At 38.0% G+C, this 23,989-nt stretch carries 21 protein-coding genes; 5 read left to right on the top strand and 16 right to left on the bottom strand.

Translation table 11 applies throughout. The features are described 5' to 3' along the window. Positions 1–313 precede the first annotated feature (313 nt). From JHC30_05455 to JHC30_05420, 8 genes are all read right to left on the bottom strand, one after another. Positions 314–2,656, bottom strand: coding sequence for a xanthine dehydrogenase family protein molybdopterin-binding subunit (locus JHC30_05455; protein MCI4463600.1), 2,343 nt, complete (start codon positions 2,654–2,656; stop codon positions 314–316). A gap of 9 nt (positions 2,657–2,665) precedes the next feature. Next, positions 2,666–3,130: a (2Fe-2S)-binding protein gene (locus JHC30_05450; GenBank protein ID MCI4463599.1), complete on the bottom strand. Its 465-nt coding sequence runs from the start codon at positions 3,128–3,130 to the stop codon at positions 2,666–2,668. A gap of 9 nt (positions 3,131–3,139) precedes the next feature. Next, complete coding sequence (locus JHC30_05445; GenBank protein ID MCI4463598.1) at positions 3,140–4,018, bottom strand: FAD binding domain-containing protein; 879 nt, start codon at positions 4,016–4,018, stop codon at positions 3,140–3,142. Positions 4,019–4,031: 13 nt separating this feature from the next. Further along, on the bottom strand, positions 4,032–4,847 hold the full coding sequence (locus JHC30_05440; GenBank protein MCI4463597.1) for a cyclase family protein: 816 nt from the start codon (positions 4,845–4,847) through the stop codon (positions 4,032–4,034). A 19-nt stretch (positions 4,848–4,866) separates the two neighbouring features. Further along, entirely contained in the window at positions 4,867–6,294 is a 1,428-nt protein-coding gene (locus JHC30_05435; GenBank protein ID MCI4463596.1) for a DUF1116 domain-containing protein, read from the bottom strand. A gap of 2 nt (positions 6,295–6,296) precedes the next feature. Further along, complete coding sequence (gene fdrA / locus JHC30_05430) at positions 6,297–7,850, bottom strand: acyl-CoA synthetase FdrA (protein ID MCI4463595.1); 1,554 nt, start codon at positions 7,848–7,850, stop codon at positions 6,297–6,299. Further along, positions 7,841–8,653 carry a DUF2877 domain-containing protein gene (locus JHC30_05425; GenBank protein MCI4463594.1) on the bottom strand — a complete coding sequence of 271 codons (813 nt, stop codon included), beginning with the start codon at positions 8,651–8,653 and terminating at the stop codon, positions 7,841–7,843. The genes fdrA and JHC30_05425 overlap by 10 nt, the downstream gene beginning before the upstream one ends. A gap of 67 nt (positions 8,654–8,720) precedes the next feature. Further along, a complete protein-coding gene (locus JHC30_05420) occupies positions 8,721–9,446 on the bottom strand; it encodes an N-acetyltransferase (GenBank protein ID MCI4463593.1) in 726 nt (241 codons plus the stop codon). Between the two features lie 210 nt (positions 9,447–9,656). Here JHC30_05420 and rlmN point away from each other — a divergent pair, with 210 nt between their 5' ends. Next, a complete protein-coding gene (gene rlmN, locus JHC30_05415; protein MCI4463592.1) occupies positions 9,657–10,706 on the top strand; it encodes a 23S rRNA (adenine(2503)-C(2))-methyltransferase RlmN in 1,050 nt (349 codons plus the stop codon). On the opposite strand, the gene JHC30_05410 is transcribed toward rlmN, so the two are convergent. The 3 genes from JHC30_05410 to JHC30_05400 are packed head-to-tail and all read right to left on the bottom strand — an operon-like array spanning position 10,703 to position 13,633. Continuing rightward, positions 10,703–11,374: a YggS family pyridoxal phosphate-dependent enzyme gene (locus JHC30_05410; GenBank protein MCI4463591.1), complete on the bottom strand. Its 672-nt coding sequence runs from the start codon at positions 11,372–11,374 to the stop codon at positions 10,703–10,705. The two genes, rlmN and JHC30_05410, sit on opposite strands and share 4 nt — an antisense overlap. Beyond that, positions 11,358–12,206 carry a deoxyribonuclease IV gene (locus JHC30_05405; GenBank protein ID MCI4463590.1) on the bottom strand — a complete coding sequence of 283 codons (849 nt, stop codon included), beginning with the start codon at positions 12,204–12,206 and terminating at the stop codon, positions 11,358–11,360. Before JHC30_05405 ends, JHC30_05410 begins: the two co-directional genes overlap by 17 nt. After that, the gene (locus JHC30_05400; protein ID MCI4463589.1) at positions 12,203–13,633 is read right to left on the bottom strand and encodes an RtcB family protein; all 1,431 of its coding nucleotides are present in this window, start codon (positions 13,631–13,633) and stop codon (positions 12,203–12,205) included. The genes JHC30_05405 and JHC30_05400 overlap by 4 nt, the downstream gene beginning before the upstream one ends. Positions 13,634–13,811: 178 nt before the next feature. On the opposite strand from JHC30_05400, the gene JHC30_05395 reads away from it, so the two are divergent. From JHC30_05395 to JHC30_05380, 4 genes are all read left to right on the top strand, one after another. After that, positions 13,812–14,651, top strand: a complete 840-nt coding sequence (locus JHC30_05395) for a DegV family protein (GenBank protein MCI4463588.1) — start codon at positions 13,812–13,814, stop codon at positions 14,649–14,651. A gap of 2 nt (positions 14,652–14,653) precedes the next feature. Next, a complete protein-coding gene (gene plsX, locus JHC30_05390; protein MCI4463587.1) occupies positions 14,654–15,655 on the top strand; it encodes a phosphate acyltransferase PlsX in 1,002 nt (333 codons plus the stop codon). Then, positions 15,652–16,311 carry a molybdopterin-dependent oxidoreductase gene (locus tag JHC30_05385; protein ID MCI4463586.1) on the top strand — a complete coding sequence of 220 codons (660 nt, stop codon included), beginning with the start codon at positions 15,652–15,654 and terminating at the stop codon, positions 16,309–16,311. Before plsX ends, JHC30_05385 begins: the two co-directional genes overlap by 4 nt. A 90-nt stretch (positions 16,312–16,401) precedes the next feature. Beyond that, positions 16,402–17,607 (top strand): PLP-dependent aminotransferase family protein, encoded by a 1,206-nt coding sequence (locus JHC30_05380; protein MCI4463585.1) that lies wholly within the window; start codon positions 16,402–16,404, stop codon positions 17,605–17,607. Positions 17,608–17,633: 26 nt separating this feature from the next. Here the strand turns inward: JHC30_05380 and JHC30_05375 are convergent, their stop codons facing one another. Genes JHC30_05375 through JHC30_05355 form a run of 5 tightly spaced genes read right to left on the bottom strand, consistent with a single transcriptional unit; the run spans position 17,634 to position 23,646 of the window. Further along, positions 17,634–18,425: a patatin-like phospholipase family protein gene (locus JHC30_05375; protein MCI4463584.1), complete on the bottom strand. Its 792-nt coding sequence runs from the start codon at positions 18,423–18,425 to the stop codon at positions 17,634–17,636. Continuing rightward, positions 18,422–20,422: an excinuclease ABC subunit UvrB gene (gene uvrB / locus JHC30_05370; GenBank protein MCI4463583.1), complete on the bottom strand. Its 2,001-nt coding sequence runs from the start codon at positions 20,420–20,422 to the stop codon at positions 18,422–18,424. The genes JHC30_05375 and uvrB overlap by 4 nt, the downstream gene beginning before the upstream one ends. A 1-nt stretch (position 20,423) precedes the next feature. Beyond that, positions 20,424–21,287 carry a carbohydrate kinase family protein gene (locus tag JHC30_05365; protein MCI4463582.1) on the bottom strand — a complete coding sequence of 288 codons (864 nt, stop codon included), beginning with the start codon at positions 21,285–21,287 and terminating at the stop codon, positions 20,424–20,426. Next, entirely contained in the window at positions 21,287–23,008 is a 1,722-nt protein-coding gene (gene polX / locus JHC30_05360) for a DNA polymerase/3'-5' exonuclease PolX (GenBank protein ID MCI4463581.1), read from the bottom strand. The genes JHC30_05365 and polX overlap by 1 nt, the downstream gene beginning before the upstream one ends. Then, positions 23,005–23,646, bottom strand: coding sequence for an HD domain-containing protein (locus JHC30_05355; GenBank protein MCI4463580.1), 642 nt, complete (start codon positions 23,644–23,646; stop codon positions 23,005–23,007). The genes polX and JHC30_05355 overlap by 4 nt, the downstream gene beginning before the upstream one ends. Between the last annotated feature and the right edge of the window lie 343 nt (positions 23,647–23,989).

Raw genomic sequence — 23,989 nt, 5'->3', positions numbered from 1 at the left:
AACTATATTTTGAAACTGCTCAAAAAAGGAGAAAATCTGGCAAAGATGAGTTAGAATGTGCTGGAGACCAGCAATAATTGAGAATCCCCATGACGGATAAGAATCTACTGGCCATGGTACTACTCTTGTTGCTTTGAATTGTTCTTCTGCCATCTTAAACTGCCTTTTTAAAATTTTGTTTTTTGATTTCTTTTCGCTTTTTTCCTTTTAAAAGTACTTTTCGAACAATTTTTTCTTTATACCACCTCCTCCTCTTTTGGATGGGCACCCCTTAAGAGCGAGTGCCCGCAACTTTTACATATTATACAAAAGATCAAGCAGTCTTTTCCTTCAAAGCCTTAATAATTTTTTCTGCAGTAAGAGGAGGGTTCTTAATTCTTACACCAAGTGCATTTTCAACTGCATTTGCAACAGCAGGCATTACAGGAATCATAGTGTGTTCTGCAATTCCTCTTGCACCAAAAGGTCCATCTGGTTGAGGAACTTCAACAATAATTGGATGCATTTCCCTTGGGACATCGAGTGCCGTAGGTATTTTGTAATCAGTGAAGTTTGGATTGAGTATCCTTCCATCCTCAGCAAACTTTACCTCTTCCCAGAGCGCAGTTCCCAATCCTTGCACAAAGCCACCTGTAATTTGCTGTTTTACAATATCAGGGTTAATAGCCTTTCCTGCATCAAAAGCCTCTGCCATCCTTAGAACTCTTATTCTTCCAGTTTCCGTATCAATTTCAATTTCAACTGCACCTGCGCCAGTTGTGTAGTGAACATTTGGATGCCCACCCTGACCTGTTTCTGGATTGACTTTTGCAGATGTAAATTCAGGCATAAATGAGCCGCGTCCAAGAATAGGACCACCCCTATAGGTTCCATCAGGCATCTGCACGCCGTCGATTACAAAGCTTTCAAACGGAACTTCAAAGTCAGGCTTTGTGTAGCATTTAACCTTACCATCTTCAAGATATAGATTTGCCTTCTCGATGTAGTATGCTCTTGAAATCACATCAAGAATTTGTTCTCGTGCATCAATTGCTGCACGTCTTACTGCATTGCCACAGGACCAGGTTACATGCGATGCAACAGTCTGCCATTCATATGGATTTCTATCGGTGTCAGGAAGTTCAACACGGATTTTCTCAAGCGGAAGTGAAAGTTCTTCTGCTGCAATTTTTGCCATTGCGGTGAGGAATCCTTGCCCAAGTTCCATACCTGAAACAAGAATATTAATGCTTCCGTCCTCTGAGAACTTTATAAATGCTGCAGATGATTCATTAGCAGGCATTGCAGGCGCTTTCCAAACCGCAGCAAAACCTTTCGCTCGTACTTTATGGGGTTCTTTTGGAGGTTCTGACGGTTTGCCCCATTCAATTGCCTTAGCAACTTCATCAATACATTTAAGAATTCCGGTTGGTCCCATTTCGACGCCGTAAGCAACAGTATCCCCTTCTTGAATTGCATTCTTCTTCCTGAACTCTACAGGGTCCATACCGATAGCCTTTGCAACTCTATCCATATGGCTTTCAAGACCAAAATGGAACTCAGAATAACCAAATCCTCTGTAGGCACCGCAAGGAGGTCTGTTTGTATAAATGGCAAATGAGTCGATCCAAACATTTGGAATTCTATAAGGACCTATTGCAGAGAATCCAGTTGCATTAACAACATTTGATCCATATTCTGCAGAGGCGCCAACATCCCAATAAAGCTGGTGCTTTAGAGCAACAATAGTTCCGTCTTTCTTAACGCCCATCTTAATATAGGCATGGAGTTCCTGACGCATTGAAGTATCATAGAATTCTTCTTTTCTTGTGTATCTAATTTTTACTGGATGTCCAGGGACTTTCAACGCACATGCTGCAGCAACAACTTCCATATTTACGCCTGCCTTACCTCCAAAACCGCCACCTACATAAGGAGCGATAACCCTTATGTCCTTGTGTTTCATCTTGAAGGAGCGTGCAATAATATTCCTTTGAGTGTGAGGGGACTGGGAAGAGTTCCACATCGTCAATCTTCCATCTGGTGTGTAGAGCGCTGCAGAAACATGTGTTTCGATTGGCGCATGTACTACATGAGGAACTACATACCAATCTTCAAGAATGAAATCTGCTTCTTTGAAAGCTTCCTCAACATTTCCTTTCCTAATTTTCCTAACATGAGCAATATTGGTCCCTGGTTGAGGGTAAAGCCACGGAACAACTTCGTAATTTCCAAGATCTGGATGTATGAGAGGGGCATCTTCCTTTATTGCAACAAGTGGGTCTTGAATTACGGGAAGTGGCTCATACTCAACTTCTATCAACTTTACAGCTTCGTCTGCAATTTCCTGCGTTGCTGCAACAACTGCCGCAACATGCTGTCCAACATATCGAACCCTGTCAAGCGGAAATACATAGTTATCTTTGAGATACAAACCATATCTATATGGGAAATCTTTTCCTGTAACAACAGCATAAACTCCATCGAGTGCTTCTGCTTTTGAGGTATCAATTTTCTTTATAATAGCATGGGCATAAGGGCTTCTTAAAATTGAAACATACAATGTTGCAGGTCCAAGATCAATATCATCAACATATTTTGCCGTTCCTGTAATTTTTTCAAGGCCATCAAGCCTTACGGCGTCATGTCCTACATATTTTAATTCTAGCTCTTTCATACGCCCCTCCTATTTCTTCTTCGCAACATCCATAATTGCTTCAACAATTGGATTGTATCCTGTACATCTGCAGAGGTTCCCTGCAATGTACTCCCTAATTTCCTCTTCATCTGGATGTGGGTTTTCGTTTAATAGTTCAGTTGCTTGAATTATCATACCTGGTGCACAGAAACCACATTGGAAAGAATTATGAGCAAGGAAGGATTTCTGCAAATCTGTAAGTCCGTTTGCCTGAAGACCTTCAACTGTGATTACATCGTGACCATCAACTTCTATAGCGTAAACGATACAAGACCTTATAGCTTTTCCATCCAGCAAAACTGAACATGCACCGCACTCGCCTCTACCACACCCATATTTAGGACTTTTTACACCAAGTTTATCCCTCAAAACATCAAGCAATTTTTCATAGGGTTTTACCTCAACCCAAACTTTCTTTCCATTCAAGGTAAAAGTAATTTCTTTTTTCTGCATGTTACCCTCCTACACCAAGTTGGTCCCATAGGCAGGACCCTGTCCTCTTAATCTCTCAAATGATGCCTTGAGCGATCGCTTAAAGAGTACTCCACTTACATGCATTCTGTATTCCTTGCTTGCTCTTACATCGGAAATAGGCGAGATTGACTTTAGTGCAATAGGTATTGCCTGTTCTATAAGAGCATCGCTCAATTCTTTTCCTTTTAGAAACTCTTCAACTTCATATGCCCTTACAGGAGTTGGTGCGACCGCGCCAAAGGAAACTCTATACTCAAGATCTTCTGAAACAAAAGTTGCAACACCAACCTGAGCAAGGTCTTCGCCATCATAACGACCGAGTTTAATATAATTTGCACCAAATTTTCTCATCTCTAACGGGATTCTTACGCCGGTTACAAGTTCGCTTACCCCAAGAACAGTTTTCCTTGGACCGGTAAAGAATTCTTTTATAGGAACTAATCTATCGGTATTACCTTTAACCTCAACCAAAGCATTTAGTACAAGAAGGGTCGGTGCAGAATCTGCGGAGGGTACTGCGGAGCAAATGTTTCCAACAAGAGTTGCCCTATTTCTTACCCCAACCGAAGCTACCGTTTTTGAAGCCTCAAACAAAACAGGGAAGTGATTTTTTACTAAGTCTGAGTGAATAATCTCTGAAAATGTTGTAAGTGCACCTATCCAAAGATAATTTTCTCTTACTTCAATACCTTTTAAGGAACTTAGTCCTTTTACATCAATTACATAGTCAGGCGTAAGCATGCCATCATCAATCATAACGACAACATCTGTACCACCTGCAAGTATCTTTGCTTGTGCCCCAAACTGCTTTAAAAGCCCTAAGGCTTCTTCAACTGTCGCCGGCTTAAAGTACTCAAAGGTCTTCATAAAAACCTCCTTATTATGGAGCCCAGGCAACAATTCTTGTCCAGGCAGATTCCATTTCAATACCTTTTACATTAAACGCACCAACATACACTCTCTTGTTGCTGAGTTTATCAATATCTCCACCGAGGTTCTCAGCATGAACTAATCCCTTAGGGAAGAGTTTAAGGTGCATTATCTGATAGAATTCTTCTGGCGGGAACATTTCATCCCAGGACTTTCCATATTTTTCTTTGAGTTTCTTTTCTGCTTCGAGGAATAGTTTTGGATGCCAATTCCTTAGGATTGTATTCATCGGATGGTCCGCACTACCGCAATCAACACCTATCCATTTAAACTGCATTTTTAGAGCCCAGTCCGGAAAATCTGGACTTGGACCGGGATGTTTAACCATATAACGAACCTCGTCTGCCTCTTTTTCATACCATGCATACCTGTGGTAACCTGTGTTAATGATGAGAATATCACCAGGTCTTATATCAGCCTTTTTCATAAGCATTTCTGGGGTATAAAGATCATAGTCGCCAACTTCATCTGAAATATCAACTACAACACCAGGTCCAACCCACTCTTCAAGTGGAACCGCTCCGATTGCTCTTCCTGCTCCATAGAAGTGGATTTCTCCATCCATATGCGTCCCTACATGGTTACTTGATGTGATAATTTGACCATTTGCACCTTGACCTCTATCTGCACCTGCAATTCTCTTAAAATACTGAATTCCTAATGGCATGTAACTTGGCCATGGCGGCGTGTGAATGCTAAGAGGTTGCGTTAAATCGTACATCTTAATTTCTGTGGTCATTAACTTAATAAATTCTTCAGTAGTCATAATTCATTACCTCCCTTTCTTATGAATATTTTTTTACGAATGCAATTAATGCCTTTTTAAAAACTTCCATTGGTGCATCTACAAGTCCTGCACCAACCTGCCCAATACCAGGTAACTTGTGTGCAATACCAGTGTCAATAAACGGTGGAATTCCTTTTTCGACAACTGACTTTATATCGATGCCAGTTGGAGTTCCTCTAAAGTTAAGATAAGGAATTTGATAGGTTGTATTTTCTCCAATAGTAATTTCGTACATCATTTTTGTTTTATTTATTGCATCCTGCGGTGTTCCACCAGTAAACTGGACAATTGCAGGTGCAGCTGCAATTGCAAATCCTCCCCATCCTGCCGTTTCAGTTATAGAACTATCTCCAATGTCAGGGTTTGCATCATCTTTTGTAAAACCAGGAAAATAAAGTGCATTTGGCGGGACTTCAGCAGGTGCAGTAAACCACTCATCGCCAAGACCAGAAACTTGAATTCCAAAATCTGTTCCATTTCTTGCCATAACAACTACCATAGTTGAACCTTCAATGTTCCTTGCAGCATCAAGGCTTGCCTTTGCTGTTGCCATAGAAATGTTGAGGAAGAAGTGATCGTTTCCGTCAATGAATTTAAGTACTCTCTCCACAACATCGGGGTCGTTTGTTGTTTTAACAATTGCGGGAGCAAGTTGTCTAAAGAGTAAAGAAGTTGCTGCTCTATTCCTATTATGCCCTTCGTCACCCATATGGAGTGCTTGAGCAAGGATGTTTTTAAGATCGATACCTCCAAGATATTCAATGGCTCTTGCAAGTGTTGGATAAAGAACTTGCTCCATCCATCTGAGTCTTTCAATAACTTCTTTTGAATACGCACCCATTCTGAGGACTTTCCCAAGCCCTTCGTTCATATTGGTATATGATTTGTTCCCATATGCTTCGTTAACAACTTCAAAAACAGGCATAGAAGGTGAAACAATTCCTGCCATAGGTCCTACAGCCTGGTGGTGATGGCATGGAGAAAATTCTATGTTTCCTGATGCAGCAAGTTTTTCTGCATCCTCGACAGTTTCTGCCCATCCTTCGTAAAGGATAGCGCCAAGAACAGCACCTTTCATTGGACCGCACATCCTATCCCAGGTTACTGGAGGACCTGCATGCAAAAGCATATTCTTTTTCATTCCGGGGACAAGGTCAATTGCCTTACCCATCCTAACAAGTTTTGGTCTTGCTGATACAAGTCTATTAAAGGCTTCACGGTTTGCCTTATCGACATCAACCTTTTTTGTTGAAACTATCTCGTTGAATTTATCAAGTGCTTCTCTTACATCATCGCCGAATGCTGGAGGCGACCAGTCAACATGGACAACTTTGTACCCTGTTTCCTTAAGGCTTTCAGCAAAGGAAGTTAAACCGATATTTATAACCTTAAGTTCACTCTTGAATAAATCGTTTACCTTGCTCATAATTAACCTCCTATTTCCTTAATTACATATCCTGCAACCTTTGAGGCATAGGCATTTCTTTCGTAAACATGCGCAGAAGCATTTTTAAGTGCAGTGATAAGCGCTCTCTTGTTCTGAGGATCTTTGTCTGTTCCCGTAACATTTACAATAACAAGTGCATTGCTAATTTTCCTAACTTCTTCAAGAGTCGGAACAAGATCTTCAATAGGGTGTCTATTTGTTCCATACCCAATAACAACATCGAGATATATAACAGCAACTTCAGGGTCTTTCGCTTCTTCTAAAATTCTCTTGTTTCTAAGCTGGAAATCAATTTGAGGATGAGGTCTTCCAACTGTAAACTCATCTTCTCCAAGGTCAACTATTGTATGCTTCTCGCTCTTCCAGGAATCCTTGAGTTTGAATTCGGGTTTAAGCGGGACATTTGAATAAACATCACCTATCATATCTGTTAAGATCAATTCTGTTTCATAGGCAAGAGTTCCACCCTGGAAAAGACCTCTAAAGTACTTTTGTCCTGGTTTAAGGTGTTTTGCCAATTCTTTTGCTTCATTCTTTATTAACTCTTCCCTCTCTTCTATCTCTTTCTTAAACTTATCAAAAGAGGTCCCCTTTGAAAGGCTTACTGCAAGAAGTGCAGCTTCTTCAAGTGTAGAAACAGGATATGCGCCTAAACTCTCAACAATTTCTTTATTTGCTCCAAGGAAACACCCAACAACTGGCTTCTTATTATTCTTTAAAACATCCTGGAGTTTCTTTAACACACTTTCGTGAGGTGGCTTAGAAATGAGAACAATCACTTTTGTCTCATCATCGTCGATAAGTGCCTTAAGCCCTGTAATAAATGATAAGCCCCCATAGTACTCCTTCATATCAATACCGCCAGTACCTATCGCCTGTGAAATACCGCCACCATTGTTAGAAATAATCGAGGAAACCTCTTGAAGTCCAGTTCCAGCCGCAGAGACTATACCAATGTCTCCTCTTTCAACGACATTTGCAAATCCAAGAGGAGCTCCGTTTATGATAGCAGTTCCGCAATCAGGACCCATCACAAGAAGTCCTTTCTCGTATCCAATTTGCTTAGCACGGAGTGCTTTTTCTTTCGGCACATTATCCGAGAAAATCATAACATGCAAGTCCTTTGAAAGCGCTTTGATTGCTTCATCTCCTGCATACTTTCCAGCAACAGAAATAAGCACTAAATTTGCATCAGGCATTATTTTGAGAGCGCCATCAAGACTTTTGGGAACATAATCTGATGATCCTTCTGATTTGGACCTGCTTTTCCTTAAAAGATTTTCGATTTCTTTTAGTGCTTTTTCAACAACTTCATCATCTTTGCCTTTAACTGCAATTAAAAGATCTGCATCGGTTGCATTCTTAAATTCTTCAAGAAGCATGCCAGAGTTCTCGAGAATAGACTTATTCTGAAGAGTTCCCATTACAATAGCTGCATCTTCTACACCGGGAATATTCAACGCATCTTTTTGAACAAGCATTAGTGTAACCGAATCATAATACTCGCCTTTTTTTAATATACCTTTTACTGCCATAATTCATTGCCTCCTTCTAAAAGTTTTTCAAATCCCTTAATGAAACCAGTTAGGATATCTGCTCCTGAAGTTTCACCAAAGGATAACATCTTTAAAATACTCTCTTCTAAATTAAATCCTGTAAATAGAGCCTTAAGCACATCCTTAAACCTTTCATAGAAAAGACCCAGCGAAGTAAAATACAAAAAAGTATTTGCAACTTTATTCTTCGTGAGTGCTTTATCATAAATCGTTTTTCTCAAAGAGGACAAATTCAAATCTAACAACTTCTCATAAACATAAATTGCAGCGAGAAAACCTTCTATAAGATCGTCTCCCTGCGGAGTTAACCCGTATCCTAATCCCTTAAGAGAATCGATTGCATTAAGGTCAAAATTAAGCAAGCGATTAAAACTCTCTTCCAATTGGTTTGCAAGATTTAAACTAAACAAGCTAACGAAATTTGACTTTCTTGAACTGTCCAGCAAAAACACCGCACTTAACGGGTGGGCATAATTAAACAAATAGTCCTTAAGTGTTTTTAAATTGTTAACTAAAACCTCTAAATCTTTATGAAATAACTCAAAACTTGAGTTATAGATAGAGTAAAAAGAGTAATCAAATCTTGAAATATCATCAAGCGTAAATTTGTTCAAATTGTTCTCATCTAAAACAATCGAATTAGGACCAGAACCTACATCTTTTGAGACAATAAAAACTAAACCCTTGTCCGTATATATATTTATGGCATGGTTAAAATGAGAATGAATACCCAAAACCTTTAACTTTAAATCAATCTTATCGCCCACCGAAATTACCTTCATTCCTACCTTTTAACAAATAAATAATATATCCCCCAAGAATCCTCTCGGGGGATTAAATAACACAAAATTATTCTTCTAATGTTTCTGGAACTTCAAACTTCTCTGCAGCCTTAAGAAGGTCTTCTGGAACTGGTGCCTGGAGTTTTGCACCTATCATATCTTCAAGATACTTCTTAACGGTTGTTTGCCAGTATTCTTTTGTTATGTAGTAAACTCTTGCTCCACCTAATTCATGCTGCACATCTGGCCATGGATAGGATGGTTGTGCCATTCCGACGCCCCACCTCTTCCATCCATTATAACTTTCATATGTCGCCCAGAACTCTTTCTGTCCAAGGATTTCGAAGGTGTAGTATGCCTTTGCATAGTACATAACTGCTCCAGCCTTCATTCCACGCATAAATGCCATTGTATGTAAACTAATGTTGATATCTTTGTTCATAAGTCTTCCGTTGCAGAAGGCTGCGAGCTTTCCATCCACAATACCAACCATTTGATAAGGATCTTTTAACCTGTTTCTTAACCAACCAAGGAGTTCTGCATAGACTCTTACACCAACAATGTCGTAGAAGTCATGATCTGTATCGATGAGTTTCTTTAAAAGTGGGAAAAGAAGAGGTGCTTCATCTTTCCTCATTTCCCTGATAACCATAGTTCTTCCGTTTGGAAGCGTTATGTACATTGGCTCCCAGTGAGGAAGATCCATTGCAGGGCCACTCAAAAGTGGTTCAATCTCTTCAACCTTAAATACTACCTCATTCTGTGATACCTTCTCTGGTACCTCTTTTTTCATCTCATTACCTCCCTTTATCCTGAAATTTTAAAAAAAGATATTCAATTTTAACAAAAACGTTTCCATTTGTCAAGGGAGCATAGGCACTTTATAACAATTTATTTTACAAACAAATAGTTAATAAAGTAACAAAAACACGAAATTTTCTTAATATTACCAAAAATTCCAAATATCAATTGCAAAATTTCCCAAAAGTACTAAAATGAAATTATGAAAAAAGACATTAAGAATTTAAATTTAAAAGAACTTGAAGGCTTTTTTGTGTCTCTGGATGAACCAAAATACAGAGCAAGAGAAGTCTTTCGTGCAATTTACAAAGAGAGGAAAGAAAACTTTAGTGATATTACAACATTAAGTAAACCACTCAGAGAAACCCTTGATAAAATATTTTATATCCTAATTTTCAAAGAAGTTTCGAGGAAAGAATCTAAAGATAACGCTGTAAAATTTGTTTTTGAGTTAAGCGACAAAAGACTTATAGAAAGCGTAATCATAAGAAACACTAATAAAGTTGGAAATTCCTGGAATACCGCATGCCTTTCAACTCAGGTGGGTTGTTCTCTTGGTTGCCAATTCTGTGCAACAGGAAGAATGGGACTTATAAGAAACCTCGAAACGGGTGAAATCGTTGAGCAACTACTTCAGCTTGAGAATGTTGAACCTATTTCAAATATTGTTTTTATGGGAATGGGTGAACCACTTTTAAATTACGAAAACGTCAAAAAAGCAATTGAAATTATAACAGATGAAAATGGAAGAGGCCTTGGCAAAAGAAGAATTACTATTTCTACTGCTGGTATTGTCCCCATGATATATAAGATTGCAGATGAAATACCAACTGTCAAACTCGCAATTTCACTACATGCAGCAAGCCAAAGAAAAAGAGACATTTTAATGCCTGGCTTGAAGAACTATCCTTTAAGCAAACTGAAAGAAGCACTCACTTATTATAACGAAAAAACAGGCAATACAGTGACACTTGAATACCTTCTCATAGACGGATTTAATGATAGTTTACAAGATGCAGATGCCTTACTAAGATTTGCAAAAACCTTAAAATTTGTAAAAGTAAACCTTATCCACTATAATGAGATTCCTTTTGCTAACTTCAAAGCATCAAGAAGAGAATTGGAATTTCAAAAACATCTTCTTGAAAATGGATTGCGCGCAACTCTTAGACTTTCGAAGGGAACGGATGTATCGGCTGCGTGCGGTCAACTTGCAACAAAAACAGCAAACAACTTAGAATTTAAAACTTAAGCACCTTTTTTCTTGCGTTCTCCAAAAACAAGCGTTCCGATTCTTACAAGGTTTGCACCTTCTTCAATTGCAACTTTGTATGACGAAGACATACCCATTGAAAGAATGGGGTTCTCCACTTTAAATATCCCTAACTTGCCTAACTTTTCAAAAAGTTCAAAAGTGAGCCTAAAATAAGGCCTAAGGTCTTCAGGATCGGGTAAATTTGGTCCCATTGTCATCAATCCTGAAAGCAAGATATTATTTAGTTTATTGATTTCTTTTGCAACATCTTCAACATCCTCTGGCATAACACCGCTTTTTTGTGGTTCCTTGCCTGAGTTTACTTCAATTAATACAGGCATAACCTTTCCTATTTTCTTGCACTCATCATCAATCAATCTTGCTATCTCGACCGAAGGAACACTTTCGACCACATCAAACAATTCAACTATCTTTTTAACTTTCCTTCTCTGTATCGAGCCTATAAAATGCCACTCAACAACATGACCTATTTCATTAATTTTAGGCTCCGCTTCTTGCAGGTAATTCTCGCCAAAGATATTTGCACCTGCTGAAATTGCTTCTCTTATTTCATCTACAGTCCTTTCCTTGCTTGCAAGCAAAAGTTTTGCTTTTCCATCAAGTTCTTTAAGTAAAGATAGAACTCTTTCATAAATTATTCCCATAAATGAGCCTCCTGAGTGTTATCAAATTCCTTTTATACCCTTCAATATCACCTGGAATCTCAAGTATACCACCTACATCTTTAAACAATGCGTTATTAACCAAAAATCTAAAAGCGTCAAGCCCAATTTTACCAAGCCCTATTTCTTCATGTCTATCAACATGCATTCCAATTTCTCTTTTAGAGTCATTTAAATGAAAAAGTTTAAGATACTTTAAACCGATAACTCTATCGAAATCTTCTAATACTTTTAAGAAACTTTCGGGAGTTCTTATATCATACCCAGCCTGGAAAACATGACATGTATCAAAGCATACACCCAATCTTGAAGTGCGCGTAAGTTCAAAAATATCCCTTATTTGTTCAAATTTATAGCAAAGATGCGTTCCTTCTCCTGCGGTTGTTTCTATAAGAAGCATGCTCTTTTTGGACTGCGTAATCTCAAAAACTTCCTTTATGGAATTTGCAATTGTCTTTATCCCCTTAACTTCTCCCTCGCCCATATGAGCGCCAGGATGAAAAACTACATAATCAATTCCAAGTGCATCTGCTCTTTCCAGTTCGGATGAAAGGTCTTTAATAGATTTTTTTCTGATGCTTTCGTCGGGGCTTGAAAGATTTAAAAGGTAAGAAGCGTGTATTGAAACACCCTTAACTTTATAATTCTCGGAATTTCTCTTAAAATCTTCAATAGTGCTTTTGCTCAAAGGTGGCATTGCCCATTGCATCTGATTTTTGGAGAATATTTGTATAACATCGCAGGTTGCTTCTTTTCCGTAGATTGGTGCCTTGTCAACACCTCCTTTTATTGAAACATGTGCTCCTAACTTCATCCTTTCACCACGATAAGGGGTTTAGAGCGAGCAACTAAGTTAGCAAGTCCCTCACCAACAATGGGTTCTACGACAAGATCAATATTCTTGTAAGCCTCGGGTGCTTCTTCCCTTGCAACCACCTTATCAGTTGCGTAGAGTAAAATACTTTCCTTTTCAAGTTCGCCTTTTACATCTTCGAAAGTTATCTGTTTAACAGCCTGATGTCTGCTTAGCAATCTACCTGCACCATGTGCAACGCTTCCAAAAGTCTCCTTTATAGATTTTTCGCTTCCAACAAGTATATAGGAACCTCTTTTCATATCGCCAGGCAATAGAACTGGCTGACCTGTTTCTTTAAATTTCCCTTTTAATTTTGGGTGACCCTTAGGAAATGACCGAGTTGCTCCTTTTCTATGGACAAGGAGAGTTTGAACTTTGCCATTTACTTCGTATTCCTCAAGTTTTGCAATATTATGTGCTACATCGTAAAGGATTTCCATCCCAAGTCTTTCATAATCCATTCCAAATACCTTAGAAAAAGCCTTCCTTGTTAAATATGTTAAAACCTGTCTGTTAACCCAGGCAAAATTTGCAGCAGCACCCATAGCAAGTAAATACCTCTGAGAGAGGTCTTCTTTAATTGGAAAATAAACAGAGTCTCTATCAACAAGTTTAAAGCCAAATTTATCCATTTTTGGACGCATCAAATCAAGATAGTCAGTTGCAATCTGGTGACCAAGTCCACGAGACCCTGTATGAATCCAGATTACAATCTGTCCCTCGAACAATCCCCAAGCTTTGGCTAATTCTTTGTCGTAGATCTCAATAACCCTGTCAACTTCGAGAAAGTGGTTGCCTGCACCAAGGGTTCCGAATTCCTCTCTCCCTCTTTCGATTGCGTGTTTACTTACACAATCAGGGTCGCCTTCTAACCTTCCGTAGTCTTCGACATTTTCAAGGTCATCTTTTTTTGCAAATCCTTTTTCTACAGCCCACTCTATCCCCAATTTCATTGCTCTTTTAGATTCATCGATACTGAATGTATATTCTGAAGTTGACCCAAGCCCTGCAGGAATAGTTTTGAATAGGGTTTTACCAAGTTCCTCAAGGGAATCCTTTATATCTTCATATTTCAGGTTTGTTTTAATAACCCTTACTCCACAATTTATATCAAAGCCGACACCACCAGGAGAAACAACTCCACCATCATACAAAAAGGCACCAACACCTCCTATTGGAAAAGCATATCCCTGGTGTATATCGGGCATACCGATGGAATACTTAACGATACCTGGAAGTGTTGCAACCCATAACAGTTGCTCAAGTGCCTTATCTTTTGAAACAAATTCTATTAATTTATCAGAGGATATTAGAAGCGCATCTACCCTCATATCACCATGCTTTTCGACCAAAAACTTGTAAGGGCTCAACTTTTTAAATTCCATATAAGCACCCCTATATATTATTATAAAACTTTTTAACCTATGAGTAAAATTTTAGAAATTAAACTTTCATCCATAATAATTGAAAAATCAACAAATCTCTTCATTTTTCGATTTTGTTTTATCTTAAATATAATATTATAATTAAGTGTAACAAATAAAAAACTTTGAGGAGGATGAAGTGATTAAAATTGTAACAGATTCAACTGCATATCCAACTGAGGATGAAATTAAGGCAATGGATTTAACAATCGTTCCGCTTTATGTTACTTCCAATAAAGGTATCTATAAAGAGAGAGTAGATATCTCAGATGAGGAATTCTACAAGAGGTTAAGAGAAGGTGAAGAATTTTCTCGTTCACAACCATCAACGAATGACTTTGTTGAAGCGTACAAACCAATTATTAAAAGAGGAGACGAAATTGTCTCTATCCATATTTCATCAATTCTATCGGGAACTGTAAATGCGGCAAACGCAGCAAAAGAAATCCTTCAAACAGACAAAATAACTGTAATTGACTCAAAATCATCTTCTGTTGACCAACTTTATAAAGTAATGAAAGCGCATGAACTTATTCAGAAAGGCGCTACAAGAGAAGAAATCGAAGATGAAATCGAGAAAATGCATCCAAGAGTCCACGGATTTTTCCTTCCAATGAACATAGACCTATTAATTAAGGGTGGAAGAATTTCTCACCTTCAAGGTAAAATAACAACCGCACTAAGACTTTACTTTCTTCTCTATTTAAATGAAGGTCGAATAGATCTTTATAAGTTCGGTAGAACAAGAAATGGCTCGAAAGAAGAACTTATAAAGATTGTTAAAGAAATTTCTCAAAAGCGTGGAGGGCTTGAAAGAATAGACACAGTTTATAGTGCAAACTATGAAGAGGGAGAAGAATTTAGACAAAGAGTTGAAAAGGAATTCGGGTTTCCAACAAAAATGTACAGAATTGGACCAGTTTTAGGAACACACCTTGGTCTTGAATCTGTCGGTATTGCATTCATTACAAAGGAGTAATTATGGTTAAGATTGCAGTTGACGGAATGGGTGGCGATTTTGCACCTTTAGAGATAGTTGAGGGAGTAAAATTGGCAGTTAACGAGATAGAAGACCTTGAGATACTACTTACAGGAAGAGAAGAAGAACTAAAAAAGGCACTTCAAGGATTTTCAAAATCAAAAAATATAGAAATTGTCCATGCAGATGATGTTATAACGATGCATGATAAACCAAGAGAAGCACTCTTACGAAAAAAGGGTTCATCAATGCATAAAGCAGTGGAACTTGTAAAAGATAAGGTTGCTCAAGGTTTCGTAACTGCAGGCAATACTGGTGCTTATATGGCAATTTCTCTATTTACGCTTGGAAGGCTTAAGAATGTAAATCGACCCGGAATTGGCGTTGTAATACCATTTAAAGATGACGACTTTGGTGTCCTTATTGATGTTGGGGCAAGCGTAGATATCATGCCCCGTGATTATCTTATACTTGCGATTCTTGGTAAAACTTTTCTACACACGCTTACTAACAAAGAGAACTTAACTGTTGGATTACTAAATATCGGCGAAGAGGAGGAAAAAGGGACAAAACTTATTCAAGAAGCACACAAATTGCTAAAAGAAAATTTAAAGGAATTCAAAGGTAATATCGAACCACATCAAATTCTTTATCACAAGGTCGATATAATAGTCACAGATGGATTCACAGGAAACATACTTGAAAAGTCTTATGAGGGAGCGCTCGAGTTTACCGTAGATATCCTTAAGGATGAAATAAATAAGTCTATTTTGTATAAAATTGGTGCATACCTTCTTAAGCCTGCTCTTAAAAGCGCCTTTAACAAGTTGAATTATGAGAATTTTGGAGGGTCACCACTTTTAGGAATAGACGGTGTCGCAGTTAAAGCGCATGGGAGATCAAAGAGGACTGCAATCAAAAACGCAATTAAAGTTGCCTACGAACTTGCAAAAAACAATCTCATAGAAAATTTCAAAAATGAATTGGAAGGAGTTTCGGAGTGAGAAATAAAATAGTTATTGTAGTTTTTATTTTAGCAAGCATCACATCACTTGCTTTCATTTACAGTTTTTCAAGAAGTGAAAAACCACAAACTCTTGAAGCAGTGGAAGTAAGTGAATACAAGGGAGAAAAATTAACACCGCTATCGGAAACGCCTGCTTTGGGAATTAAAGGAACGCAAAATATTAATGGAAAAAACTATACACTAAATGTTTATGGACTTGTTGAAACCCCACTAACACTTAAATACGAAGAAGTTTTATCTAACTATAAACACTTCGAAAAAGTTGTAAAACTCAATTGTGTAGAAGGCTGGAGCTCAAAATTGCTTTGGGAAGGTGTTCTTATATACGACATCTTGAAAAATGCAAATTTAAAGGCAGATGCAAATACTGTTATTTTCCACTGTGCCGATGGATATACAACTTCACTTCCAATAGACTATATTCGTGATGAAAAAATACTATTGGCATACAAAGTAAACGGCATTATTCTCCCAAAAGAATATGGATTTCCTTTCAGAGTTGTTGCAGAAGCAAAATATGGATACAAATGGGCTAAATGGGTTGTAGGAATCGAAGTAACAAACGATCCAAATTACAAAGGATACTGGGAGTCTCGTGGGTTTTCAAACGAGGCAGACATCGAACATCCGTAGTTTTGTGTCTCTTTTTATTACAAAAACTTGGAATTTTATTATGCAAGTATATAATATATTGGCATGAATAAGAAAGGAGGCTACCCATAAATGTGGGAAGAAAAATTCTCAGAAAGAAGTAAGACAATGAAGGCTTCCGCCATTAGAGAACTCCTAAAGCTTGTTGAATCACCAGAAATCATTTCCTTTGCAGGCGGTATGCCAGATCCAAACCTTTTCCCAAAAGAAATTTTGGGTGAAATTGCAAAAGAAGTTTTTGTAAATCATGGAGGAAAAGCACTCCAGTACGGTCCAACAGAAGGCGTAAAACCTCTCAGGGAAACCATTGTTAAAATGATGCAAGAAGAAGGCATTAAGAATGTGGGGCTTGAAAATGTTCTTGTTACAACCGCCTCACAACAGGCACTTGATCTAATTGCAAAAGTCTTTGTAGACCCAGGGGACACTGTAATTGTTGAAGCTCCTTCTTATGTGGGAGGACTTCAAGCTCTGCAGGCATTTCAGGCTAACTTTGTAACTGTTCCTCTTGATGACGACGGGATAAAAACAGATATCTTAGAGGAAAAAATCAAGGATTTAAGAAGTAAAGGAGTTAACATTAAACTCATCTATGTAATCCCGAACTTCCAAAATCCAGCAGGGGTTACATTGAGTCTTGAACGAAGAAAAGAACTTTTAAGAATCTCCCATGAATACGGAATCCCTATAATTGAAGATGACCCATACGGCGAAATCAGGTTTGAAGGTGAAAAATTACCATCACTCCTTGAATTAGACCAAATAGGAAATGTTATCGGGCTAAGGACATTCAGTAAAATTCTTGCGCCTGGCTTTAGATTGGGATGGATTATTGGGGATCCAGTAGCTATTTCAAAACTTGCGCTTGCAAAACAGGCTGCAGATTTGTGCTCCCCTTCCTCAACTCAGTATATTGCTGACAAATTCATAAGAGATGGCTATATGAACGAATACCTTGATAAAGTCCGGAAAGTCTATAAAGAAAAGAAAGATACCATGCTCAACGCAATGGAAAAATATTTCCCTAAGGAAGTTACCTGGACAAAACCTCATGGCGGAATGTTCGTATGGGTTCAGACTCCTCCATACATTGACACAGATGCACTTTTTGTTGAAGCTGTCAAAGAAAAGAAAGTCGCTTATGTAATCGGAAGCGCATTTTACCCTTATGGAGAAGATAAGAACCACATGAGATTGAACTTCACTCTCTCAACACTTGAACAAATTGAAGAAGGAATTAAAAGACTTGGTGAATTACTCAAAAGCAAGATTAAATAGAACTTAGGGGGCTTTTGCCCCCTTTTTTATTTTTTGTTCTTTAGTTTTTCCTCTATTTCAGGAATTTTTTCAACTGCCGCTTTAACACCTCTTTCAATAACCTCTGCAGGCTTCCAGAAATAATCCCACCCTATGTCCTGAACATCTGGTGCGATCACAACATCTGCGTCTCTGCAATTCTCTTTTGCAAGATTATACTGAAGTATATCAATTGAGTCAGAAAATATCTTGTAAAAATTAACAGAACTAACTTTTCTGTATGGGGTTTCAGATAACTTTCCATATAGATTCACAGCAATTACGAAATCTGCTCCTTTTTCTTTTGCAACTTTCACAGGAACTTGCTCTGACAACCCACCGTCCATAAGAAGAAAATCCTTATATCTAACAGGTTCAAAAAATATTGGTATTGAAATGCTCGCTCTAATACCTGTTACAAGGCTTCCACTTTCAAAAACAAAAGATTCACCTGTATTAAAATTCGTTGCAACAGGAAAAAACTTTGGCACAAGACTTGAAATTTCAGCATCACCAATATTTTTCTCTATGAAGTTTGTAACCTTCTTCCCCCTAACAATTCCCATCTTAAGAGTTGGGTCAAACAAAACTGTAAGTACCGTCTTCATATCCGAAGATGTTGCAATTTTCTCGACTTTTTCGATACTGCCAAGTTTTGCGTATGCACCACCAATTAGAGCACCAATGCTTGAACCAGTTATTATCGAAGGAAGTATTCCCTCTCCAAGTAATACCTTCATTATCCCTATATGTGCAAGCCCTTTAGGACCACCACTTCCCAGCGCAAATGCTATTTTCACTTTCTCCTCCTTAAATTTGGATAAATTTTCTTATATTCTTCTATCAATTTATTAATCTTGTCTCTTATTTTTATCGCCTCCTCAAACTCAAGAACTTCCGCCTTTAGGTGCATTTCCTCCTCAAGTTCTGTAATCAAAGCCATAAACTCTTCATAAGAAAGGTTTTCTACCTTAATGACATCTTGCAACTCCTCTTCCTTTTTCCAGGGAAGGTCTATAAGGTCTGTAATCGCTTTTCTTATAGTTTTTGGAGTAATACCATGCTCCTTATTGTATTTAAGTTGTTTTTCTCTTCTTCTGTTTGTCTCCTGCATCGCCTTTTTCATTGCGTCAGAAACTTCCTCGGCATACAAAATTACCTTTCCTGAAACATTCCTTGATGCACGACCCATAAGCTGGATAAGCGATGTTTCGCTCCTTAAAAATCCTTCTTTATCCGCATCGAGTATTGCAACAAGAGACACTTCAGGCAAATCAAGCCCTTCACGAAGAAGGTTTACACCAACAATACAATCAAATTCACCAGACCTCAGGCCCTTTAGTATCTCAACTCTCTCAAGCGTCTTAATGTCAGAGTGTAAGTACTTTGCCTTTATTCCCTTTTCGACAAGATAATTAGTCAAATCTTCTGCAAATTTTTTCGTTAATGTGTTTACTATTACTCTTTCGCCCTTTGCTGCCCGTGCCTCTATTTCCTTTATCAAATCTTCAATTTGATTCTTTTGTGGACGCACCTCAACTTCAGGGTCGACAAGACCAGTAGGTCGGATTAATTGTTCAGCGACATTCTCACTTATAGAGAGTTCGTACTCCGATGGAGTTGCAGAAACGAAGATGCACTGATTTACATGACCTAAAAACTCTTCAAAACGAAGGGGGCGGTTATCAAGCGCAGAAGGAAGCCTAAAACCATATTTTACAAGGGTAAGTTTCCTATCGTGGTCACCATGGTACATCCCTCGTAGTTGAGGAACAGTTATGTGCGACTCGTCAATAAAAAGAAGATAGTCCTCGGGAAAGAAATTCAAAAGGGTGTAAGGTTCCTCGCCAGGCTTTCGCCCTGAAAAGTATCTTGAGTAATTTTCAATGCCTGTGCAATATCCTGTGTTAAGAAGCATTTCAAGGTCATATTTTGTTCTCTCTTCAAGACGCTGTGCCTCTACAAATTTTCCTCTTGATTTAAAGAACTGGACACGCATTTCAAGTTCCTTCATTATTTCATCAACATATTTCCTTATACGTTCCTGTGTTGTTATAAACTGCGCCGCAGGGAAAAATGTAAAAGAGGAGTACTTTCTTATAAGTTCATTTGTAAGAGGGTCAAACTCAACAATTGAGTCAACCTCATCTCCAAATAGTTCAATTCTTATTGCAGTCTCTGACTCTTTAGGGAACACATCGATTACATCGCCGCGCATTCTAAAAACACCGCTTTTAAAATTGATATCATTTCTTTCATATTGAAGCCTTGCGAGATTCATAGCAATTGTGAGCCTGTTTATTTTTTCGCCAACCTTTATTGTAAACAACTGCTCTTTGTACTCTTCAGGTGAATCCCATCCGTAAATACATGATACCGAGGCAACGACAATCACATCCCGTCTTTCGAGCAACGCCCTTACAGTTGCGTGTCTTAGTCTTGCAATATCCTCATTAACATCAGCATTCTTTGCAATATAAAGGTCAATCTGCGGGACATACGCTTCGGGTTGATAAAAGTCATAGTAACTTACAAAATAGTGGACAGCATTCTCAGGGAAAAATCTTCTAAATTCTGAATAGAGTTGTGCTGCAAGTGTTTTGTTGTGTGAAATAATAAGGGTAGGTTTTTGGACTCTTGCAATAACATTCGCCATTGTAAAGGTCTTGCCAGAACCCGTAACACCGAGTAGAGTCTGAAACTTATAGCCTTTTTTAATTCCCTCAACAAGTTTTTCTATTGCCTCGGGTTGATCACCTGTAGGCTTAAAATCAGAAACAAGTTTAAATTCTTCCATATTAAGAGAAACCTTTTTCTACAAACTGAGTTGCATATTCATTTGCAAATTCAAGAGACTCTTTTAAATTATTTGTATTTATAAAATACTTTATGAATGCTGCATTAAAAACATCGCCCGCCCCAACCACATTGATGCTTTTTATACTAATACCTTTTACTTCCATTTCTTTTGTGCCTGCGATGAGTTTTGCGCCTTTTTTACCCATCTTAATCACTAAAACTCCGCCTCTCTCTAAAAAACTATCCAATAGATTCTTATCAAACACTGAAATCTCTTTTTCATTTGCAAGTACGAAATCCGAATACTTTATAATCTCTTCGCAGGTTTCTTTAAAATTAGGAAGACTCTTTCCGATGCGTACCTGAGGGTCAAAAAATACCATATAGCCATTTTCCTTAACTGATTTTACAATCTTTATTGTTTCACTTTGAGGATTCTCTTCGGTGAGCAATCCTCCAGAGACATACAAGAAATCGTAATGCAAATTTGCATTTATGAATGTATTGAAACTTATATCCACATAGGAAGTATTTTTAATGCTTGCTATTGTTATCCTTTTATCTTCTGATATTATACTAACAACAACAGGTGTTGACTTCTCAGAACTACAATCAAAATAGTAAATGCCAAACCCTTCTAAAAATTGCCTTATTGATTTTCCAAATGCATCGAGTGAGATTGGAGTAAAATAAACAGGCTCTTCCTTCAACCTCTTTAAAGCATATGAAAAGTTCACTCCAGTCCCACCAAAACTTATCGATGTTTCCTCAGGAATATGGTTTTCATCCTCATCAAGGTTAAGATTATCGAGCCGCATCTTCACATCAACTGCATTTTCACCAAGGACAAGCACTCTTCTCATTATTCTTTTAAAAACTCCTCAAACTCTTTAAGGCTTTTTGTGTTAACAATATCTTCCTTTCTAAGCCAGGCCCTTCTTGCAACTCCAACACCGAAACGCATATTATTCATAGACTCTGTTGAGTGTGCATCAGTTCCTATAGCAATTTTTAAACCATATTCATATACCGCCTTTCTTGCATTTACATCGTTAAGATCAAGCCTCTCAAATGAAGCATTGATTTCAAAGATTTTGTTATATTTCTTCGCTTCCTTGAATATCTCGTCTATATTTACGCTGTACTCACTTCTTCCATTTATTATACGCCCAGTTGGATGAACTATAATCTTTACTTTTGGAATCCTTATAACTTTCTTAATCCTTTCTGTTATTGCGCTTTCGCTCTGGTTCATACCCGTGTGAATACCTGCAAGGCACAAATCAAAAATATCGAGGTCTTTCTCATCAAAATCAATTGAGCCATCGGAAAGGATATTCAACTCAACGCCAAGAAAAATCCTGAACGGATGTAGTTTCTTGTTCAACTTTTCAATCTCCTCTTTCTCCTTTTTAAACTCCTCTATCGAAAGACCACCCGCAACTCCAAGAGCCTTTGCATGCTCTGTTACGACGATATATTCATAGCCAAGAGATATTGCTTTTCTTGCCATCTCTTCTAAGGTGTTTGCACCATCTGAATATTTTGTATGCATATGTAAATCGCCTTTTATCTCATTGTAATCAACGATCCTGGGCAGTTTATGTTCAGATGCAAGTTCAACTTCTCCTGTGTCCTCTCTCATTTCAGGAGGAATCCAATCAAGTCCCAGGGATTCATAAACATCCTCTTCGGTAATACCTGCAATCTTTGTATTGTCATCGAGTCTGAAAACTCCATACTCATTCAATTTGAGATTCTTCTTAATTGCAATTTCCCGAAGACGGACATTATGATTTTTTGATCCTGTAAAGTACTGGATGGCAGCACCGAAAGAGTCATTCTCAACAACCCTCAAATCAACCTGGATGCCTTCCTGGGTTATTATTGAAGACTTTGTATCGCCTTTTGCAAGCACCTCTTTTACAAAAGGTATACTAACGAAATAGTCCATAACAGCAGAAGGATTTTTTGAAGTTACTAAAATATCTATATCGCCAATCGTATCCTTCATTCTTCTTAAACTTCCACAAATCATATGCTTCTCAATAGGTGTATTGTTCTTAAGAAGGTTAACTATAGACTCCGCAATGGGAAGTGCAATACCTATCATAAACCTGTCTGTTCTTTTATCTCGAAGCGACTTTATGCCTTCAAGTATCTTCTGCTCAGTTTTTTCTCCAAATCCTTCAAGGTTCCTTATTTTATGTTCTAATGCGGCTTTTTCAAGGTCTTCGAGATTCTTAATGCCAAGTTTTTCGTAAAGAACTTTCACCCTTTTTGCGCCAAGCCCTGGTACCTTCTCAAGTTCAAGCAGACCAGCGGGGACAACTTTTTTTAACTCCTCAAGTTTTGTTATTTTTCCAGTCTCAAGATATTCTTTTATCTTTTCTGCGATGCTTTTTCCAACACCTTTAATATCGTCAAGTTTATTTTCTTTTGCAAGTTCTTCTATAGGCATCGTAAGATTTTCTATCACACGAGCGGCTTCTAAATAGGCTTTTACTTTGAAAGGGTTTTCACCTGCAAGTTCTGCAACCTCCGCAAGTTCATAAAACTTTTCGGCAACCTCCTTGTTTCTCATAACTCTCCCCTTACCTCCCTTTCGAGTCTTTTGAAAAAATCATCCATAAATCGAAGCCTGTCATCTGCAATAGATTTTGCATAATCTGTATAAAGTCTATCCTTTATGTGCCTTAACTTTACGAGATACTCTATATTTGGTGAGTGTTCTTTAAAATTATTTATCCTTTTTGCTTGCCCCAATTCTTCTTCATTTACTTCAACATACAACCTTTCACCATACTCCCCTGCAATCATAAACGCCCTTCCGATACCTATTGCGCCAATAGCATCAAGTTTGTCTGCATCGGATAGGATTTTTGCTTCAATTGTCTCAGGCAAGACATTTCCCCTGAACCTATGCGCTCTTATTGCATGACTTACAGCCTTTATAAAATCGTCACTATATCCCAGGTCCTTTAAAACAGATTCACTCATCTGAGCACCAAGTTCAGCATGGTCAATTGAGTGTGTCGGATCTGTATCTTCCTTAACGCGAGCAATATCATGCAAGATACAACTCGCCTTTAAGACTTCGACATTTACTTCGGGATAGTGCTCTGCAATCTTTAGAGCAAGATTTAAAACCCTCAAGGTATGGTCAAAATCGTGTGAAGACGAGTTTAACTCTCTTTTAACAATTTCAATCAATTTTTCCATATTTATATTATATCCCACAACCATTAAAAGAGGAGAAACCTTAAAAAACTTTTATGCGAAACCTCTCCATTTTGTCGACCGAGCAAGTAGCATCCTTTCTAACCGACCGGAAGTGTCATCCCAAAGGCTTTTGTAAGGCATCTCCCAAATTTGAGGGGGTAAATATCACCCCTCAATTGAATTGGAGACCCTTTTAACGAAATACGCCTCAGGGTGAGAGATAAGTTCGTTTTTCTGGCAAGTTTTGATACTAGCAACGCGTATTTAAAATGAAATTTTATTTATTCATGCTCCGAAAGAACAACGCTTTCCTCAACTAAGGCTTCTTCTTTTTTAATAATAG

The organism is Caldisericum sp. (genome assembly GCA_022759145.1).
Taxonomy (GTDB): Bacteria; Caldisericota; Caldisericia; order Caldisericales; family Caldisericaceae; genus Caldisericum.
This window is presented reverse-complemented; position numbering and strand designations above follow the sequence as displayed.

Bases quoted from the DNA above. Each gene is read 5' to 3' on its own strand.
- JHC30_05455 (MCI4463600.1), bottom strand. From the start codon at position 2,656: ATGAAAGAGCTAGAATTAAAATATGTAGGACATGACGCCGTAAGGCTT.
- JHC30_05450 (MCI4463599.1), bottom strand. From the start codon at position 3,130: ATGCAGAAAAAAGAAATTACTTTTACCTTGAATGGAAAGAAAGTTTGG.
- JHC30_05445 (MCI4463598.1), bottom strand. From the start codon at position 4,018: ATGAAGACCTTTGAGTACTTTAAGCCGGCGACAGTTGAAGAAGCCTTA.
- JHC30_05440 (MCI4463597.1), bottom strand. From the start codon at position 4,847: ATGACTACTGAAGAATTTATTAAGTTAATGACCACAGAAATTAAGATG.
- JHC30_05435 (MCI4463596.1), bottom strand. From the start codon at position 6,294: ATGAGCAAGGTAAACGATTTATTCAAGAGTGAACTTAAGGTTATAAAT.
- fdrA (MCI4463595.1), bottom strand. From the start codon at position 7,850: ATGGCAGTAAAAGGTATATTAAAAAAAGGCGAGTATTATGATTCGGTT.
- JHC30_05425 (MCI4463594.1), bottom strand. From the start codon at position 8,653: ATGAAGGTAATTTCGGTGGGCGATAAGATTGATTTAAAGTTAAAGGTT.
- JHC30_05420 (MCI4463593.1), bottom strand. From the start codon at position 9,446: ATGAAAAAAGAGGTACCAGAGAAGGTATCACAGAATGAGGTAGTATTT.
- rlmN (MCI4463592.1), top strand. From the start codon at position 9,657: ATGAAAAAAGACATTAAGAATTTAAATTTAAAAGAACTTGAAGGCTTT.
- JHC30_05410 (MCI4463591.1), bottom strand. From the start codon at position 11,374: ATGGGAATAATTTATGAAAGAGTTCTATCTTTACTTAAAGAACTTGAT.
- JHC30_05405 (MCI4463590.1), bottom strand. From the start codon at position 12,206: ATGAAGTTAGGAGCACATGTTTCAATAAAAGGAGGTGTTGACAAGGCA.
- JHC30_05400 (MCI4463589.1), bottom strand. From the start codon at position 13,633: ATGGAATTTAAAAAGTTGAGCCCTTACAAGTTTTTGGTCGAAAAGCAT.
- plsX (MCI4463587.1), top strand. From the start codon at position 14,654: ATGGTTAAGATTGCAGTTGACGGAATGGGTGGCGATTTTGCACCTTTA.
- JHC30_05380 (MCI4463585.1), top strand. From the start codon at position 16,402: ATGTGGGAAGAAAAATTCTCAGAAAGAAGTAAGACAATGAAGGCTTCC.
- uvrB (MCI4463583.1), bottom strand. From the start codon at position 20,422: ATGGAAGAATTTAAACTTGTTTCTGATTTTAAGCCTACAGGTGATCAA.
- JHC30_05365 (MCI4463582.1), bottom strand. From the start codon at position 21,287: ATGAGAAGAGTGCTTGTCCTTGGTGAAAATGCAGTTGATGTGAAGATG.
- polX (MCI4463581.1), bottom strand. From the start codon at position 23,008: ATGAGAAACAAGGAGGTTGCCGAAAAGTTTTATGAACTTGCGGAGGTT.
- JHC30_05355 (MCI4463580.1), bottom strand. From the start codon at position 23,646: ATGGAAAAATTGATTGAAATTGTTAAAAGAGAGTTAAACTCGTCTTCA.